This window comes from Pseudomonas sp. BNK-45, from assembly GCF_047456255.1.
Lineage (GTDB): Bacteria > Pseudomonadota > Gammaproteobacteria > Pseudomonadales > Pseudomonadaceae > Aquipseudomonas.
In genome coordinates, this window is record NZ_CP179909.1 from 5,349,860 (window position 1) to 5,366,658 (window position 16,799).

15 protein-coding genes are annotated in these 16,799 nt (G+C 66.3%); 7 read left to right on the plus strand and 8 right to left on the minus strand.

Annotated elements, in window-relative coordinates:
- Positions 1-60 precede the first annotated feature (60 nt).
- Complete coding sequence (locus ACMGG8_RS24065) at positions 61-246, minus strand: DUF2188 domain-containing protein (protein WP_414158584.1); 186 nt, start codon at positions 244-246, stop codon at positions 61-63.
- A 96-nt stretch (positions 247-342) separates the two neighbouring features.
- Entirely contained in the window at positions 343-549 is a 207-nt protein-coding gene (locus tag ACMGG8_RS24070; protein ID WP_162884127.1) for a DUF6021 family protein, read from the minus strand.
- 164 nt (positions 550-713) lie between these two features.
- Between ACMGG8_RS24070 and ACMGG8_RS24075 the strand changes: the two genes are divergently transcribed.
- The 7 genes from ACMGG8_RS24075 (at position 714) to ACMGG8_RS24105 (ending at position 7,785) form a co-directional block, all read left to right on the plus strand.
- Complete coding sequence (locus ACMGG8_RS24075) at positions 714-1,334, plus strand: HAD family hydrolase (protein WP_060838460.1); 621 nt, start codon at positions 714-716, stop codon at positions 1,332-1,334.
- Positions 1,335-2,684: 1,350 nt separating this feature from the next.
- Positions 2,685-2,873, plus strand: a complete 189-nt coding sequence (locus tag ACMGG8_RS24080) for a DUF1843 domain-containing protein (RefSeq protein WP_060843028.1) — start codon at positions 2,685-2,687, stop codon at positions 2,871-2,873.
- 36 nt (positions 2,874-2,909) lie between these two features.
- On the plus strand, positions 2,910-3,545 hold the full coding sequence (locus tag ACMGG8_RS24085; RefSeq protein ID WP_414158585.1) for a DUF1842 domain-containing protein: 636 nt from the start codon (positions 2,910-2,912) through the stop codon (positions 3,543-3,545).
- Positions 3,546-3,597: 52 nt separating this feature from the next.
- Entirely contained in the window at positions 3,598-4,203 is a 606-nt protein-coding gene (locus ACMGG8_RS24090; protein ID WP_060838457.1) for a DUF1842 domain-containing protein, read from the plus strand.
- A 135-nt stretch (positions 4,204-4,338) separates the two neighbouring features.
- Positions 4,339-5,805, plus strand: a complete 1,467-nt coding sequence (locus ACMGG8_RS24095; RefSeq protein ID WP_060843025.1) for a GDL motif peptide-associated radical SAM/SPASM maturase — start codon at positions 4,339-4,341, stop codon at positions 5,803-5,805.
- Between the two features lie 236 nt (positions 5,806-6,041).
- Complete coding sequence (locus tag ACMGG8_RS24100) at positions 6,042-6,809, plus strand: helix-turn-helix transcriptional regulator (protein WP_414158586.1); 768 nt, start codon at positions 6,042-6,044, stop codon at positions 6,807-6,809.
- Between the two features lie 181 nt (positions 6,810-6,990).
- Positions 6,991-7,785, plus strand: coding sequence for a helix-turn-helix transcriptional regulator (locus tag ACMGG8_RS24105; RefSeq protein WP_060838454.1), 795 nt, complete (start codon positions 6,991-6,993; stop codon positions 7,783-7,785).
- A 113-nt stretch (positions 7,786-7,898) separates the two neighbouring features.
- Here the strand turns inward: ACMGG8_RS24105 and ACMGG8_RS24110 are convergent, their stop codons facing one another.
- The 6 genes from ACMGG8_RS24110 to ACMGG8_RS24135 all read right to left on the minus strand — a co-directional run bounded on the left by ACMGG8_RS24110 (position 7,899) and on the right by ACMGG8_RS24135 (position 16,697).
- Complete coding sequence (locus ACMGG8_RS24110; RefSeq protein WP_414158587.1) at positions 7,899-10,997, minus strand: efflux RND transporter permease subunit; 3,099 nt, start codon at positions 10,995-10,997, stop codon at positions 7,899-7,901.
- A complete protein-coding gene (locus ACMGG8_RS24115; protein WP_060838452.1) occupies positions 10,994-12,205 on the minus strand; it encodes an efflux RND transporter periplasmic adaptor subunit in 1,212 nt (403 codons plus the stop codon). The genes ACMGG8_RS24110 and ACMGG8_RS24115 overlap by 4 nt, the downstream gene beginning before the upstream one ends.
- Before the next feature lie 124 nt (positions 12,206-12,329).
- Positions 12,330-12,941: a TetR/AcrR family transcriptional regulator gene (locus ACMGG8_RS24120; RefSeq protein WP_060838451.1), complete on the minus strand. Its 612-nt coding sequence runs from the start codon at positions 12,939-12,941 to the stop codon at positions 12,330-12,332.
- Positions 12,942-13,443: 502 nt separating this feature from the next.
- Positions 13,444-14,334, minus strand: a complete 891-nt coding sequence (aepX, locus tag ACMGG8_RS24125; RefSeq protein WP_060843020.1) for a phosphoenolpyruvate mutase — start codon at positions 14,332-14,334, stop codon at positions 13,444-13,446.
- A gap of 57 nt (positions 14,335-14,391) precedes the next feature.
- The gene (gene fumC / locus ACMGG8_RS24130; protein WP_060838449.1) at positions 14,392-15,777 is read right to left on the minus strand and encodes a class II fumarate hydratase; all 1,386 of its coding nucleotides are present in this window, start codon (positions 15,775-15,777) and stop codon (positions 14,392-14,394) included.
- 89 nt (positions 15,778-15,866) lie between these two features.
- Positions 15,867-16,697, minus strand: a complete 831-nt coding sequence (locus ACMGG8_RS24135; protein ID WP_414158588.1) for a hypothetical protein — start codon at positions 16,695-16,697, stop codon at positions 15,867-15,869.
- Positions 16,698-16,799 lie beyond the last annotated feature (102 nt).

Consider the following 16,799-nt stretch of genomic DNA (forward strand, 5'->3'; position numbering starts at 1 on the left):
CTCGCAGCAGCCCGGACAGAAAAAAGCCCCGATCGCTCCGGGGCTTTTTTCTGTCGGCTGCTATCGATGCGGGGTGGCCGGTGATGCCCTGCGCACGGGCAAGGCGGCGGCGAAAGCCATGGCCTCTTCCCGGGTGCCGAAAGTGGCGAGCCGATCACCCGCCGTACAGACCTTCCAGGGCCCGTGGTTGACGCTCAATACCTGATAACCGTTGATCTGCAGCTTGTTCAGCAGCGGCGTACTCATGGACACCTCCCTTGTTCTCCGCGTGCCTGGGGCTTGGGCGTTTTACCTTACACCCGCAGAACCATCCGGCGACGGCCGCATGTCGGCGTGACGCGCTCATTTCCTCAGGTTGGCCAGAGGGTCGTAGGCCCGCGAGCGCTTGCGCTGGTGCTCGGGTTCCGGCTGATCCAGGGGCGCCCTGGCCGGCCCCACCGGATCGACCTGGGGGTCGGCGAGGTCTGGCGAATCGGGGTCGAAACCCGGGTCATGATGATTCGAGGCGTGCTCGGACGAGCGCGGCCCCGTGGGGGTCTTGGCAGCCATGGTCAGCTCCTGTGCTAGCCCGCAAAAGGACGGGGACAGCCGTTGGATCGCGATCCGTTCCCAGGGTGCCGGCCAGCGGACCAATGGCCACCGGCAAATTGCATTGCACGGCGCCGCGTCGCAGGATGACGCCCTGATCCACAACCGCTGAAAAGGAAGTGCTGATGACGATTCGTGCCGTGGTTTTCGATTTTGGTGGCGTGCTGTTCGACTGGAGCCCGCACCACCTGTACCGCCAACTGATCCCCGACGACCAGCGTCGCCAGTGGTTCCTCGACACCGTCTGCACCCAGGCCTGGAACACCCAGCAGGACGCCGGCCGGCCCCTGGCCGAAGCCACCCGCAGCCTGGTGGCCGAGCATCCCGAGCATGCGCCGTTGATCGAGGCCTATTACGGACGCTGGCCGGAGATGCTCAAGGGGCCACTGGACGAAGGCGTGGCCCTGCTGGAGGAACTGCACCAGGCGCAGGTGCCGCTGTTCGGGTTGACCAACTGGTCCCAGGAAACCTTTCCCTATGCCTGGGAGCACTACCCGTTCTTGCAGAAGTTTCGCGACATCGTGGTGTCGGGGCAGGAGCGGCAGATCAAGCCGGATGCCGAGATCTATCACACGGCCTTGGGGCGCATTCGCGCGCATGTGCCGGGGGTGGCGCCTGAGGAGCTGGTGTTCATTGACGACCATGCGCCGAATATCGTCGCGGCCAGGGCCTTGGGGTGGCGGGCGATTCATCATGTGGCCGCGGGGGAGACGCGGCGGCAGTTGGGGGAGTTGGGGGTGGTTTGAGTTTTTTTTGGGGGGTGGAGTGTGCGTATCCGTTGTTGCGGTGGGCTGTGTACATATCCGTTGCTGCGGTCATGGCCACTTAGGGTTTCGCTCGTACAGCGACTCACTTTTGAAAATCCGGAATGCCGGCCCAGACAAAAGTAAGCAAAACGCTTCTGCCCCTCCACTCGGTGCCTCGCATAGCGAGGCATGCCCGAACTCCGGCATTGATCCGTGGGCCGCCGCAATGGGCCATCCATGGCCCAGTGCGGCTAACCCGGCGTCCTGCCGGGTTACCCTCGGATCAATGCCTGCGTTCGGCCATCGTGTCTAAGGGGCAGGAAGATCAAAAACCAGATCAAAAACAAAAGCCAAAGCCAAATCTGACGGCGGCCTTACGGCCGGCCTGTTTCATTGCCGTTCGCGTTACATGTAGCCGCTGCCGCAGGCTGCGAACGGCTCCGCAGGAGACGCTAAACCTGCATACCCACTGTTCCTGAACCACCGCGCCGCCTGGTTTTGCGAGCGCTAGCGCTCGTTCGCAGCCTGTGGCAGCGGCTACAAGGAACCAGCCTGCGCACCTGGGTTTTGGCGTTGGCTTTTGATCTAGATCTTGATCTTCCGGCCCCTTCCCAGCAGGCCGAGCGCAGGCGTTGCGTAGGGGGCAGCTCGGCATGGATGCCGAGCTAGCCGCCGCCCGGCCATGGATGGCCGGTTGGCGGCGGGCCCCCGGAGCAATGCCGGAGCTCGGGCACCCCGAGCCTCAGCGAGGGGCCGTATGGAGGGGCAAGACTTTTTGCTTACTTTTGTGTCGTTTGACAAAAGTGAGTCGCCGTAAGGGCGAAACCCTAAGTGGCCGTGACCGCAGCAACGGATATGTACACCACCCACCGCTGTAAGAGCGAAACCCTAAGCCACCGTGACCGCAGCAACGAATATGTACTCCATCCCACTCGCTGCAAGACCGAAACCCTAAGTGGCCGTGACCGCAGCAACGGATATGTACACCGCCCACCGCTGTAAGAGCGAAACCCCAAGCCACCGTGACCGCAGCAACGAATATGTACCCCGCCCCACTCGCCGCAAGATCGAAACCCCAAGCCACCGTGACCGCAGCAACGGACATGTACCCCACCCACCGCTGCAAAAGCGAAACCGCCAGCCCCCCCCTCTATCGCCATCCGCACTCACCTCCCCCTTGCATATCGCCCTTTGGAATTTCCACAAAATCAACCCCTTACCCCCGTGAATCCACCCGTCGGAAACCCACAAAATCAATGTGCCACTACCCCGCCAACTCCCCCCGCGCTGCTTAACTGCAAGGGCTGCCAAGCACCGCAGCCCCCCTAAACCCCACGGAAGGCACACACCATGAGCCCCACCTCGCAACACACGGTTGTTCCCTACGGAGTCGCGATCCAGTCGGCCATCGCCGAAGGCCAGCTACCCCAGATGAAAGCCCTGCTGGCCAAGCGCGATCCGAAGGGCGACGAACCCAAGGATCTGAAAAGCGCCTACGAGCGGCTGGCCAAGGAAGTCGCCCGGCTGGAGCAGCACTGATCGCTGTTTCCCCGTCATTGAATGGAGGCAAAGCATATGTCCGGTTCCAATTCCCACGCCGAAGGTCTGTTCCCACTGAGCTATCGCATCGGTACCGATAAGCCCGGGGCGCCCAGTCTGATTCTCAACCTGCTGGTCTACACCCCCGACCACAGTGTCCGCGGCGGTTCGACCATCACCCAGGCGCTCAACCCGCCACCCGACCTGCACAGCGATGTCTGGGGTCAGTACACCTACCTCACGGTCATGCACCCCACCACCAGCAAGATCCTCATCACCGCCCAGGGCAATCAGGGCGGCCCCGGCTCCAACGCCATCATCACCTTCAAGCTGCACCTGGTGGTCGGCGACGACTGGAAGGAAGGCATCGCCAACTACCAGTACTTCAACGGCCACGACTGGGTTTCGGTCAATCAGGCCCCCGCCCGCCTGCAGGAGACGGTGCAGTCCAGCAGCCTGTCGACGCCAGAGCACCAGGGCCACTACAGCGCGGTGAACAGCACCAGCGCCGCGCTGTACGGCGGGCCGATCCACGGCGCCATCGCCAGCGGCGATCTGGCCCAGATGAAGAACCTGCATCGGGTGGCCACCCAGCAACTGGAGCAGCTGCCGCTGATCCGCACCGCGCTGGACGCCGCCAAGGCCGAGATCAAGAAGCAGGAACGCCGCTGATCAAGGCGATTCATCGCACCTGATGCCTTCTATCCAGATAAGGAGTTGCAGCATGACAATCGGACTGTTCCATACCCGCATCATCGTCGCCAATCCTGTGATCGGAGCGCCGGTGCTGACCCTCGACCTGCTGGTCAACACCCCGCAGAAAAGAGTCAGCGGCGTGGCCCGGATCACCCAGAGCACCTCGCCACCGCTGCAGTTCCGGGCGGATGTCTGGGGCGACTACTCCCAGGTCAAGCTCGATCCGTCCAGCGAGGGCCACATCATCCTCAGCCTGGCCGGCAACCCCAGCGGTCCCACCAGCCAAATCGCCGAGACGTTCCATCTGCAGGGCATCCTCGGCCTCGACTGGGCCAGCGGCTTCGCCAGCTACAAGTACCAGTACCAGGGGCATTGGCACGTGGTGCAACACGCCGCCGTGAGCCAGGCACCGGTGGAGCAGAAACAAGGCGAACGCGCAGTCCAGGCCGGCCAGCCCGCCATGCATCCCCACCCGCTGTACGCGGTGGCGCTGCAGGAGGCCCAGACCAGCGGCGACCTGGCGCGACTCAAGGCGCTGGTGGCCCAGGGCGAGCAGCAGCTGGCCAACAGTGAAAACCTGAGCCAGGCGGTGCAGCAGCTGCAGGCGGAAATCAGCCGCCTGGAGCGCCGCTGAGTCCAGGCCAGCGGGGCCGGCCGTCAGCGGACGGCCCCGACTTGGGCCAAACCGATCGCGCCCGCACCGCACACCCGAGGCGCGCCTGTTTCGATGGCTTGCTGCCGCGCACCGCTGGGTGCGCAAGGATCTTTCATGTCAGACCGTCTCCCCGCCCGCTACCTCAGCGAAAACGACCTCAAGCGCTATGTGCCGGTGCACGTGGTCTGGGAAATCACCCTCGCCTGCGACCTCAAGTGCCTGCACTGCGGCTCCCGCGCCGGGCACCGGCGCCCCGGGGAACTGAGCACCGAGGAATGCCTGGCGGTGATCGATTCACTGGCCGCCCTGGGCACCCGGGAAATCACCCTGATCGGTGGCGAAGCCTATTTGCGCAAGGACTGGACGCGACTGATCCAGGCCATCCACGACCACGGCATGTACGTGGCGATCCAGACCGGCGGACGCAACCTGACCCCGGCCAAGATGCAGGCCGCGGTGGACGCCGGGCTCGATGGCGTCGGCGTGTCCCTGGACGGCCTGGCGCCGCTGCACGACGCGGTGCGCAATGTGCCGGGCTCCTTCGACAAGGCCCTGGACACCCTGCGCCGGGCCAGGCAGGCCGGGCTGAAGATCAGCGTCAACACGCAGATCGGCGCCGCCACCCTGCCCGACCTGCCAGCCCTGATGGACCTGATCATCGACGCCGGCGCCAAGCACTGGCAGATCCAGCTGACGGTGGCCATGGGCAACGCCGTGGATCACCCGGAACTGCTGATGCAGCCCTACCAGTTGCTGGAGGTCATGCCGCTGCTGGCGCGCCTGTACCGCGAAGGCAACGAGCGCGGCCTGCTGATGAACATCGGCAACAACATCGGCTACTACGGCCCCTACGAACACATGTGGCGCGGCTTCGGCGACGACCGGGTGCACTGGACCGGCTGCGCCGCCGGGCAGACGGTGCTGGCCCTGGAGGCCGACGGCACGGTCAAGGGCTGCCCGTCCCTGGCCACCGTCGGATTCTCCGGCGGCAACGTGCGCAACATGAGCCTGCACGACATCTGGCACTACAGCGAAGGCATTCATTTCGGCCGCCTGCGCTCGGTGGATGATCTGTGGGGCTATTGCCGCAGCTGCTACTACAACGACGTCTGCCGCGGCGGCTGCACCTGGACCTCGCACTCACTGCTGGGCAAGCCGGGCAACAACCCCTATTGCCACTACCGGGCCCTGGACCTGCAGAAAAAAGGCCTGCGCGAGCGCATCGTCAAACTCGAAGACGCCGGCCCGGCGTCCTTCTCCGTGGGCCGCTTCGACCTGATCACCGAGCGCATCGACACCGGCGAAGCCGTGGCCAGCGTCAGCGACAGCGGTCAGGTGATCAAGCTGGCCTGGGTCAACCAGGGCCAGGCAGCCCCCGCCGAAGGCCGCATTCCGCCGCGCCTGGCCCTGTGTCGCAGTTGCCTGGAGTACATCCACGCCGTCGAGACCACCTGCCCGCACTGCCACGCCGATGTCGCCGCCGCCGAAGCCCGGCACCAGGAGGACCGGCTGCGCCAGCAGGCTCTGATCAACACCCTGCACCAGTTGCTGGGCCTGCCCCCGGAGCAGCCGCGCCTGTAATCGCCGCCCGTTGCGCCGCCGCCCCCCGACGCGGCGGCGCTGATATCGATGCCGCCGCCCTGGCGCGGACGTTGCCCGCCGTCCACTGCGCAAGATTTTGCGCCTATCATCGAACAGCCGGCAGAACCCTGTACTAGGATACGAGGCGATCCTTTGTCGATCGGAACCAGAACGGAGATCAATCAGCGATACCCGAACTCGTTGCTATAACGCTGTCCTGCCACACCTTCACATTCATGGATGAAATGATGAACGCACAAGTATTGTTTCCACGCATCGGCAAGGTCATTGCCAGCACCGGCAGCCGCCATTTTCCGCGCATGCTCCACGACCTGATCCTCACCCAACTGCCGGTGGACGCCACCCACATCACTCGACTGCCGGTGGACCCGCACCAGTCGCCCGAGCACAGCGAGCAGCCGCAGCTGCAGAGCCACTACCCGCTGCACAGCGACGCCCACTGCGGCGACGAGCCGCTGTTGCAGGCCGGTTTTCCCGAGCCGGCCGGCACGTCCGAGGCCCGGCAACTGCCGCCGCGCCGCGAGGGTTGCGCCGAGACGGCACAACTGCACCTGACCGGCCGCAAGGATGCCTACCATTACGTGCTCTCGGTGTACCGCAGCAATCAGACCGAGAGTTTCTCGCCCCAGGAGCGCCTGCTGCTGGAGGACTTCTCGCCCCTGCTGTTGCCAATGGTGGAAAAGCACATCAGCGCCCTGCAGCCCCAGGCCGCCTCCACGGAGCAGGACGGCGCCACCCTCGAAGGCCTTCAAACCCTGCGCCTGCGCTTTAACGAGCGTCTGGCGCAGTCCGGGCTGAGCCTGTCCAACCGTGAGTTGGAAGTCTGTGTCGGGCTGCTGGCCGGGCGCACCGCGCCGCAACTGGCCGAACAGCTCAGGCTCAAGGTCAACACCGTCGAGAGCTACCTGAAACGCGCCGCCATCAAGCTGGGCATCAGTGGCCGCCATTCGCTGCTGCGCTGGATGTACTCGCCCCAGCCCTGAGCCGCGTCCCCAGGCCCTGGCGAGGCCTGTGTGTCCAGGTTTTCCCCTACAGACGCACAGAGCTCGCCCGGGCTTAAATCCAATGCCGGGAACCGCTACAGGTTCAAGGAGCCTCTGCCACGGACCGCCGTGGCAGTCGCGTTTCGAGCAGCGATTCGTCTCGATCAAGGATGATATGGATATGAATCAGACCCGCAGTATCGCCAACATGCCAACCTCGCATTTCTACTTCGAGCTGGGGCAGTTGATCTCCAGCACCGGCCATGCCCGCTTCGCCAAGGACATGCTGCAACTGGTGAACCAGCTGGTGCCGGTGAACCAGTTGCAGCTCAGTGAATGGACCCTCGACGAATGCCAGGCCAGTTCCCTGGAGATCACCCTGCTGGGACGCGCCGGGTTGCAGGATGACCTGCCCCTGCCGGAGCCCCCGCGACGCCATGACCCGCTGCTGCAAAAGATGCTGGAAATGGACGACTCGCTGCTGATTCAAATGAATGCCCAGGGCAGCCCCGCTCGCCCGACCCCGCACCAGTGCCACCTGGTGTCGCGCAAAGCCAGCCGGCGCTGTGTCATCGCCCTCTACCGCGATCCCGCCCAGGGCGGCTTCACCCTCAGCGAACTGTCATTTCTCAAGAGCCTGTCGGCGACCCTGCTGCCGCTGCTGGAACGCCACGCCCAGTTGCATCGGCAACAGGCGCTCAAGCACCTGCGCAACTGGAGCCTGCGACCTCTGGACGCGCGTCGGCAGACGCCGCTGCAACGGGAGTTCGACGAGCGCCTGTCACTGGGAGACATCAACCTCTCGGCCCGAGAGAAAGAGGTCTGCCTGGGGCTGCTGACCGGGGGCACGGTGCCGGAAATGGCCCAGCGCCTGAGCGTCAAGAACAGCTCCGTGGAAACCTACCTCAAGCGCGCCGCCGCCAAGCTCGGGGTCAGCGGTCGCCACGGGCTGGCCAAATGGATGGTGGGCGCCTGAGAGCGGTCGCAGGTCGCAGGTTCCGGGCCAGCAGCCTCCTCCCGCAGGGCACCTCCTCCGTCCTCGGCTGACCGCTGCCGCGCCCCCCGCCCAGCGGCTTGCGCAGCCCCGGCTCAGGGTCGTGCCTCGGCGCGGTCCTGCGCGGTGACTGAGGTGAGGCGCGCCAGGCGCGGCGCCAGCCAGCGCTTCAGGTCGTCCATGCAACTGAAGACCACCGGCACCAGCACCAGGCTCAGCAGGGTCGAGGTGATCAGCCCGCCGATCACCGCCACCGCCATGGGGGCGCGGAACCCGGCGTCGGCGCCGCTGCTGAGCAGCGCCGGCACCATGCCCGCGACCATGGCGATGGTGGTCATGATGATCGGCCGGGCGCGCTCGGCCCCCGACTGGATCAGGGCCTGGTGCCGGGGCATGCCAAGGCGACGCTTCTCGAGGGTGAATTCCACCATCAGGATCGAGTTCTTGGTGACGATGCCCATCAGCATCAGCAGGCCGATGACCACCGGCATGTCGATGGCGGCGCCGTACAGCAACAGGCCGCCAATCGCCCCGCCGACGGACAACGGCAGTGCGCTGAGGATGGTCAAGGGCTGCAGGAAATCGCGGAACAGCAGCACCAGCACGGCGAACACCATCATGATGCCCAGGCCCATGACCACGCCGAACTTGTCGAACATTTCATTCATGTATTCGGCATCGCCGTACTCGACACGGCGCACGCCGTCGGGCAACTGCTGCAGCGCCGGCAACTGGCCGATGGCTTCCAGGGCCGTGCCCAGGGTGATCCCGGCCAGATCGGCATCCACCGACACCCGGCGCAACCGGGAGAAGCGCTCGATCCGCGCCGGCCCGCTGCCATAGCCGATATCAGCCACCGCGCTGAGGGGCAGCACCGTCCCCCTGTCGGTGCTGACGCCGAGGTTGCTCAGGGCATTCAGGTCGCCCTGCTCGATGGCCGGCAGCAGCACCCGGATCGGCACCTGGCGGTCATGGAAATTGAAGCGTGCCGAACTGGCGTTTATTTCGCCCACGGTGGCGATCCGCGCCACGCTGCCGATGGCCTGGGCACTGACCCCGGCCCGGGCCGCTTCGTCCACCCGCGGCTGGATCAGCAGCTCCGGACGCGGCAGCGGCTCGTTGACCTGGACGTTGGCGATGCCCTGGAGCGCCCGCATGTCGCGTTGCACGGCATGGGCGGCGCGGCTCAACGCCGGCCCGTCGGGCCCCACCAGGATGATCGAGATATCCCGCGCCGCGGTTTCGCCACGGAAGGCGTAGCGCAGGTCGGCAAAGCCGTTGAGCAGCGGCCGCAGGGACTGTTCGAAGGCCTTCTGGCTGAGCTCGCGCTGGTCCGCCGGGAGCAATCGCACCAGCAGTTGGCCGGTGGCCACGTCGGTGGCCCCGGAGGCATCCTCGCCGCCGGCGGTGACGAACACCGAGAGCACCTCGGGCCGCTGGCGAATCTGCCGGGCCATGTCGGCCAGCACCTTGTCGGTCCGCACCAAGGGCGTGCCGGGCGGCAGAGAGACGTCGATGCGCGACAGGCTGAGGTCATTCACCGGCATGAACCCCGAAGGCAACAGCGGCACCAGGGCGAACGAGCCGACTAAAAACAGCCCGGCCAGCCCCAGGCTCAGGCGCCGGTGCCGCAGCGCCCACTCCAGCAGCTTCAGGTAGCGCCCCAGCAGGCCGCCGGGCGCCACCGGCCGCGGCTCATGGCCCGCACCCGGGGCCTTGGGCTTGAGCAGATAGGCCGCCATCAACGGCGTGACCAGGCGCGCCACCAGCAGCGAAGCCAGCACCGCCGCCGAGACGGTGATGCCGAACGGGGTGAAGTACTGGCCGATGAAGCCACCGATGAAACTCACCGGCAGGAACACCGCGACCAGGGTGGCGGTGATCGCCACCACGGCAAAGCCGATGGCGTCGCTGGCATCGATGGCCGCCTGGTAGGGACGCTTGCCCTGGTCCAGATGCCGTTCGATGTTCTCGATCTCGACGATGGCATCGTCCACCAGGATGCCGATCACCAGGGTCAGGGCCAGCAGGGTGATGCTGTTCAGCGAATAACCGAACCCGGCCATGACGGCGAAGGTCGGCAGGATCGACAGCGGCAGGGCAATGGCCGCCACCAGGGTGGCGCGCCAGCTTCGGAGGAACACCAGGACCACCAGGACGGTCAGCAGCGCGCCTTCGACCAGGGTCATGATCGCCGCGTCGTAACTGGCCAGGGTGTAGTCCACCGAAGAGGAGATCTGGCGGATCTCCAGGTCCGGGCGCTGTTGCTGCAGGCGCTGGATGACCGCCTCGACGCCGGCCGCCACCCGGGTGTCGCTGGAGCCCTTGGCGCGAAACACCGCGAACCCCACCACTTCCTCGCCGTCCAGACGCGCCTGGGAACGGGCCTGGCTGGCGCCGTCATGCACCCGGGCCAGCTCCCCCAGGCGCGCCCAGCGCCCCTCGCCCAGGGCAATCGGGGTCTGGCTCAGGGCCTCCACCGTCAGGGCGCTGCCCAGGGTGCGGATCGACTGTTCGCTGTGGCCCAGCCGGGTCCGCCCGCCGGGCACGTTGATATTGCCCTGCACCAGTTGGCCGTTGACCTGCTCGGCGGTGAGGCCCAGGGCTTGCAGGCGCTCGGCCATGAGTTCGACCTTGACCTCGCGCTCAACCCCACCCAGGCGCTGCACCTTCTGCACCCCGGGCACCGCCAGCAGTTCGCGGCTGAGCTGGTCGTCGACGAACCAGGAAAGCTCCACCAGGCTTCGCGTGGTGCCCTTCACGGCGTAGTTGAGGATGGCCCCGCCCTCGACGTCGATGCGGGTGATCATCGGTTCCTCGATGGTCTGCGGCAGGTCGGCGCGGATCAGCGCGATGGCGTCGCGGATATCGTTGGCGGCGCGCCCGGGATCGACTCCGAGCTGGAACTCCACGGTGGTCACCGAGATCCCGTCGGCCACCGTGGAGGTGATATGACGGATGCCGGCCAGGCCGGACACCGCGCGTTCGACCCGCAGGGTCACCGCGTGTTCGAGCTCGGTGGGTGCCGCGCCGACCTGGGACACCAGCACCGTGATCACCGGGAACTCGACCCGCGGGTTGGCGTTGATCGGCAACTGCAGAAAGGACAACCAGCCGCCCACACTGAGCACCAGGAACAGCACCAGGGTCGGAATCGGTCGGCGGATCGCCCAGGAGGACAGGCGCAGGCTCATGGTTCCAGCTCCTCGTCTTCAGCCGGCCGGACCCGGTCGCCCTCACGCACGAAGGCCGAGGCCCGGGCCACCACCCGCTCGCCTTCCGCCAGCCCGGACAGCACTTGCACCTGGATGCCGTCACGCCGGCCGACGCGAACCTGCCGCAGACTGGCCTTGCCCTCCGGGTCCAGCACCACCACCGCGGCCTGTTCGTCACTGGTGAACGTCAGGGCGCGCTGCGGCAGCACCAGGCTCGGGCCCTGGGCCGGCAGTTCCAGGCTACTGGTGGCAAAACTGCCGGCGCGCAGCTCGGGGTCGGCCGCCAGGGTGATGCGCACCCGACCGCGACGGCTCGCGGGGTCGACTTTCGCCGCCAGCAGGCGCACCTGGCCTTGCACCGGGGTCGGCAGCCCCGTTACCTGGACCGCCAGCCGGGTGCCGACCTGCAAGGCGCGCAGGGCGCTTTCAGTCACCTCGCCGTCCAGCTCCAGGCGGTTGTCGCGGATCAGCCGGAACAGCGGCTCGGAACCGGCGAGGGCGCCAACCCGGGCATGCCGTTCGGACACCACGCCGGCCACCGGCGCTCGCAGCGTGGCTTTCTGGCGTTGCGTCCGGGCGTCCGCCAGTTGCGCCCGGGCCTGGGCCTGCTCGGCCCGGGCCGCCGCCAGGGCAGCCTGGGTGGCGCGGGCCTGGGCCCGTTGCTGGTCGACTTGCTGGGCGCTGGCGGCACCGATGCCGCCCAGTTGTTCCAGGCGCTGATGGCTGGTCCGGGCCTCGACGCTCAACGCCTGCTGCTGACCAATCAACGCCGTCGCTCGCTCCAGCGCGGCCTCGGCCTGGTGCACCTGAGCATCCAGGTTGTGGGTTTCCAGCTCGGCGAGGACCTGCCCGGCACTGACCCGGTCGCCCTCCTCCACCCGGACCGAGGCCAGGCGCTGATCCTGCAGGGCGGTGCCGACGGCAATCTCTTCCTGGGGCACCAGGGTGCCGCTGATGAAGATGCGCTGCCCGACATTGCCGGTACGGACCTGCACGCTGCTGACTTTCAACGCGGGCGGTGGTTCCTGGCCGTGGCTTGCCGGCAACTGGGTCTGCGGCAACCACAGGGCCAGCAGCGTGCCCACCAGGGTCAGCAGCGTCACCAGCAACAGCCTGGGGGTATGTTTGGCCAGGCGCCGCAAGCGCTGGCTGCGACATTGCTCGGGAGTGGGATCGATCGAGTTCATGTGTCGGGTACTCAAGGATTCATCGGCGCCCGGAACACGGGCACGCTGCCCCGGAGCCGGCAAGCGGCCCGAGACGCCATGACGCAAGCAGGGCAACGGCCACAGAGCCGTTGCAAGGAGGCAGTCAGCCGGGTTCGGGCTGCTGGGGACGCAGGAAGCGACGAATGATCAGGCGCAGCATCGGCTGGTGGGCCAGGGCCTGGAAATCCGCCTCCATCACCACCCGGGCGATGGCGCCTTCCGTCAGCGCCAGCAGCCACACCGCGGCCATGTCCGGGTCCAGCTGCGGGTCGATCTGGCCGGCGGCCATGCCGCGCCGGAGCAAGGCCGCCAGGTCGGCCTTGACCCGCGCTTCGTTGGCGGCGAACAAGGCCCCCATCTGCGGGTTGCGGGTGGCCTCGGCCGCCACCTCGATACTGATCCGCGCGTGCAGCGGCTCGCTGCAGGCCTGCATCATCGCCAGGGCGATGTGCTCGACGGCGTCCAGGGCGTCCTCGGCTGCGTCCCACTGGGAGAACAGGCGCGTCATGGCCTTGCGGTCTTCCTCGGCGATTGCGGCAATGATCGCCGCCTTGCTCGGAAAGTAATGGAACAGGTTGCCCGGGCTCATGCCGGCGGCCGCGCAGATCTGCGCGGTACGGGTGGCGTGAAAGCCGTTCCGGGCGAAGCAGGTCAGCGCCGCGTCGAGGATCTGCTGGCGCCGGGCTTCCATCTTGTAGGGGTCTACCGTTCTCATTGCCCACCCTGGCGCCACAGGCCTTGCCGGCGCGATTCATAGACTGACTGGTCGATCCAGTATTGAGCCGCAGTCCGGTCACTGTCCGAGGCCGTCGAAGCGCTTCGGTGCCGGTACATGCCGCGATCACAGGCTAGCGCGAGGGTTTTCCGAGAGCTGTAAATCTGTGTGAAAAATAGTGCAGGACTGCATAAGGCATCCAACCGGGTTCGGCGGGACGCGGAGCGGATGCCGGAGCAATGCCTGGAGGGGATAGGAGCCAACCCGGCCAGCCAGGGGCAGTAGGCGGTACAACGAAGGCCGGGCGGGCGGATGCCGCGATGTTGCAGCCCGCCCTGACCAGGCACCGCCATGTTGCGGTTCACTGTGATACCTGGCCGGGCGAACGGGGGCCATTCTAGGCATCGGTCCGAACCGCGTATGTAAGAAAATTCTTATTCCTCAACGGCCTGAATCCCCTGCCCCACCAAGACGAAACAGGCCATTTTCAAGAACGCCGTGATCAACGGGTACCCGGCACCAGATCGAGAATCTCGTCGATGCCCAGGCAACGGGGCTCCACCTCCAGGGTCCTTCCGTGTTCAAGGATGCCCACCGCCACATCGCGCATGGCCATGTAGGCGCTGCGCAACATGTGGTTGGCGTAGATCACCGCGTTGAAGCCGGCCCCTTCCAGCTCGTCGAAACTCAGGTGGGCATAGCTGGTCGGCACGCAGATCAGCGGCACCCGCGGGCAGTGGCGGCGGAACAGCCTGGCGAACTCGAGGATCTCCAGGCCGTCCTTTTTCCGGCTGTGAATCATGATCCCGTCGGCGCCGGCGGCGACATAGGCCAGGCAGCGTTCGATGGCGTCGTCCATGCCCTTGTCGAGGATCAGGCTTTCACAGCGGGCGATGATCAGCAGGTCCTCGTGGCTGCGACTGCTGCAGCCGACGCGGATCTTGTCGCAGAACTCCTCGATGGAGTCCTGAAGCTGGCTCACGGCGTTGCCGAACAGCGAGTTCTTCTTCAGCCCGCACTTGTCCTCGATGACCACCGCCGACACCCCGGCCCGATCGAGCATCTTCACGTGGATCGCGAAATGCTCGGCCTTGCCGCCGGTGTCGCCGTCGAAAATCATCGGCAGCGAACAGACATCGAAGATCTCGCGAATGCCGTGCAAGCGATTGCTCGGCGAGAGGATCTCGATGTCCGGCAGGCCCTTGTGGGTCGAGTCGGTCAGGGAGCTGGACCAGATGGCGTCATAGCTCAGGCTGGGCCCGGCCCCGCGCTCCAGTCGGGATTGTTGGGCCAGCAGCGCCGAGATCGGGCTGTGGGCTTCAAGCACCCGCAGACAGCGCTTGCGGCGCAGCAACTGGCTGAGGTTGGTTCGGCGAATATCAGCGTCCTGCATGGGATTCACGCGCCTCTTGTGGTTGGGGAACTCCGGGTTCGCGGCGGCCGGGCCGCCTCAGGGGTGGGTCATGTCGAGGGCCACCACGTAACGGTCGAAATCCGCGGCCGAGACGTAGCCCAGCTGTTGCGCCACTTCCCGCAGGGACTTGCCCTGATGGTGGGCGGTCTTGGCGATGATGGCCGCCTTGTCGTAGCCGATGTGGCGGTTGAGGGCGGTCACCAGCATCAGGTTCTTCTCGATGTTGGCCTCGATCCGCGCCCGATTCGGCTCGATGCCCAGCGCGCAGTGGTCGTTGAAGGCACGGCAGGACTCGGCCAGCAAGGTGATGCTTTCCAGCACGTTGTGCACCATCACCGGTTTGTAGACGTTGAGCTGGAAGTTGCCCTGGCTGCCGGCGAAGGCCACGCAAGCGTCGTTGCCGAAGACCTGGGTGCAGACCATGGTCAGCGCCTCGCACTGGGTCGGGTTGACCTTGCCCGGCATGATCGAGGAGCCCGGCTCGTTCTCGGGAATATCGATCTCGCCGATGCCGCAGCGCGGGCCGCTGGCCAGCCAGCGCACATCGTTGGCGATCTTCATCAGGGCCATGGCCAGGGTGCGGATCGCCGCCGAGGTGTTGACCAGCGCGTCGTGGGCCGAGAGCGCGAAGAACTTGTTGCTGCACGACTTGAACGGGTAGCCGGTGAGCTCGGCGATGACCCGTGCGCACTCGTCGCCGAACTGCGGATGGGAGTTGAGCCCGGTGCCCACCGCCGTGCCGCCGATGGCCAGGTCGTAGAGGCCGCCGAGGTTGAGCTGGATGGCGCCCAGGGCGTAGTCGATCTGCTCGACCCAGCCGCCAATCTCCTGGCCGAGGGTGATCGGCGTGGCGTCCTGCAGGTGGGTACGGCCGACCTTGACCACGTCGCGGAACTGCTCGGCCTTGTCGGCCAGGGTGTCGCGCAGGACCGCCACCCCCGGCAGCAGGGTTTCGTGGATCTCGCTGACCACCACCATGTACATGGCCGTGGGAAAGGTGTCGTTGGACGACTGCCCACGGTTGACGTGGTCGTTGGGGTGGATGGGTTTCTTGCTGCCCAGTTCGCCACCGAGCATCTCGATCGCCCGGTTGGCGATCACTTCGTTGGCGTTCATGTTGGACTGGGTGCCGGAGCCGGTCTGGAACACCACCAGCGGGAAATGATCGTCCAGTTGCCCGCTGATGACTTCGTCCGCGGCCTTGACGATCGGCAGGGCGATGGCTTCCGGCAGTTCGCCGAGCGTGAGGTTGGCCAGGGCCGCGGCCTTCTTCAGGATGCCCAGGGAGCGGATCATCGGCGCGCCCCACTGGAAGCGCGAACGGCCGATGGGGAAGTTGTGGATGGAACGCTCGGTCTGGGCGCCCCAGTAGCGGTTGGACGGTACGGCGATGGTCCCCATCGAGTCGGATTCATGACGCATGTTCAAGGTGCTCCAGTGGTAGGCGCAAAGCGCAATCAGGTCGGGGTTGCCGGGCAGGCGCGTCCTGCCCGGCGTGGTGCAGGGGCGCCCTACTCCTTGAGTACGGAGGCCATTTTTTCCAGGTGCGCGCAGGCCCGCACCACGTACTCGTCGGACAGCGCGGCGATGCGCCGGTAGTCGATCTGCTGGCCGGTGGCCTGGGTATAGAGCCGCAGGGCCTCGGTGGCGTGGCGGAAGTGCCGGGCCTCGACGGCGCCGCAGTGAACGCTGAGGAAGCCGGCGATGCGGTTGGCCTCCCCCGCCGGATGCCCGCAGGACTCGCGCAGCCAGTTCTTCCACAGCGGGGTCATGAGGTTGTATTCGCCGGTGTTGAACAGCTCGGTCAGGGCCATCATCTCCAGGGCCTCCACCAGGTTCGGCGCCAGGGGGCGCTTCTGCCCGACCCAGGTGGAGAACTCCTTGGTGATGGGGTTCAGGTACTTGTCCTGCAGGCGCCAGTTGTCCGAGCCGCAGATGGCCGAGGCCATGCGGTGATAGAGCTTGGAGTGATGGGGATGGCCATGCATTTCACCGAGGCCGACGTCCTCGACGATGATCTCGCCACAGTGCCGGGCGGCTGCCAGCAGCTTGAGCTTGTTGTCATCGCCGGGCAGCTCCGCGGACTCCTGCAGCAGCCGCACGATGATGCTCGACACCGCATGGGCGGCGCCGTCGGGGCTGCGCCAGCCGCAGAAAAAGGCGCACAGCGAATCCACGGACCAGCGGCGGGAAGTCATGCGCTGGTAGGTCAGGCAATAACCGTCCAACAGGCCGGGGTTGTTTTCAAAGCCGGTGAGCAGGGCTTCCACCAGATTCCGATCCTCGACATCCACCAGTGCCTGATGCACATAGCCGATGAACGCCTCGCGGGAACTCTCCATGTTTCTCTCCTGTAGTGACTCTTGGGTTCACGGACAACAAGCCAGGCGTCGCCACCCCGGGCCTCTGGACGGGCTCGGGAACCGGAACAACGCGGTGGCAGA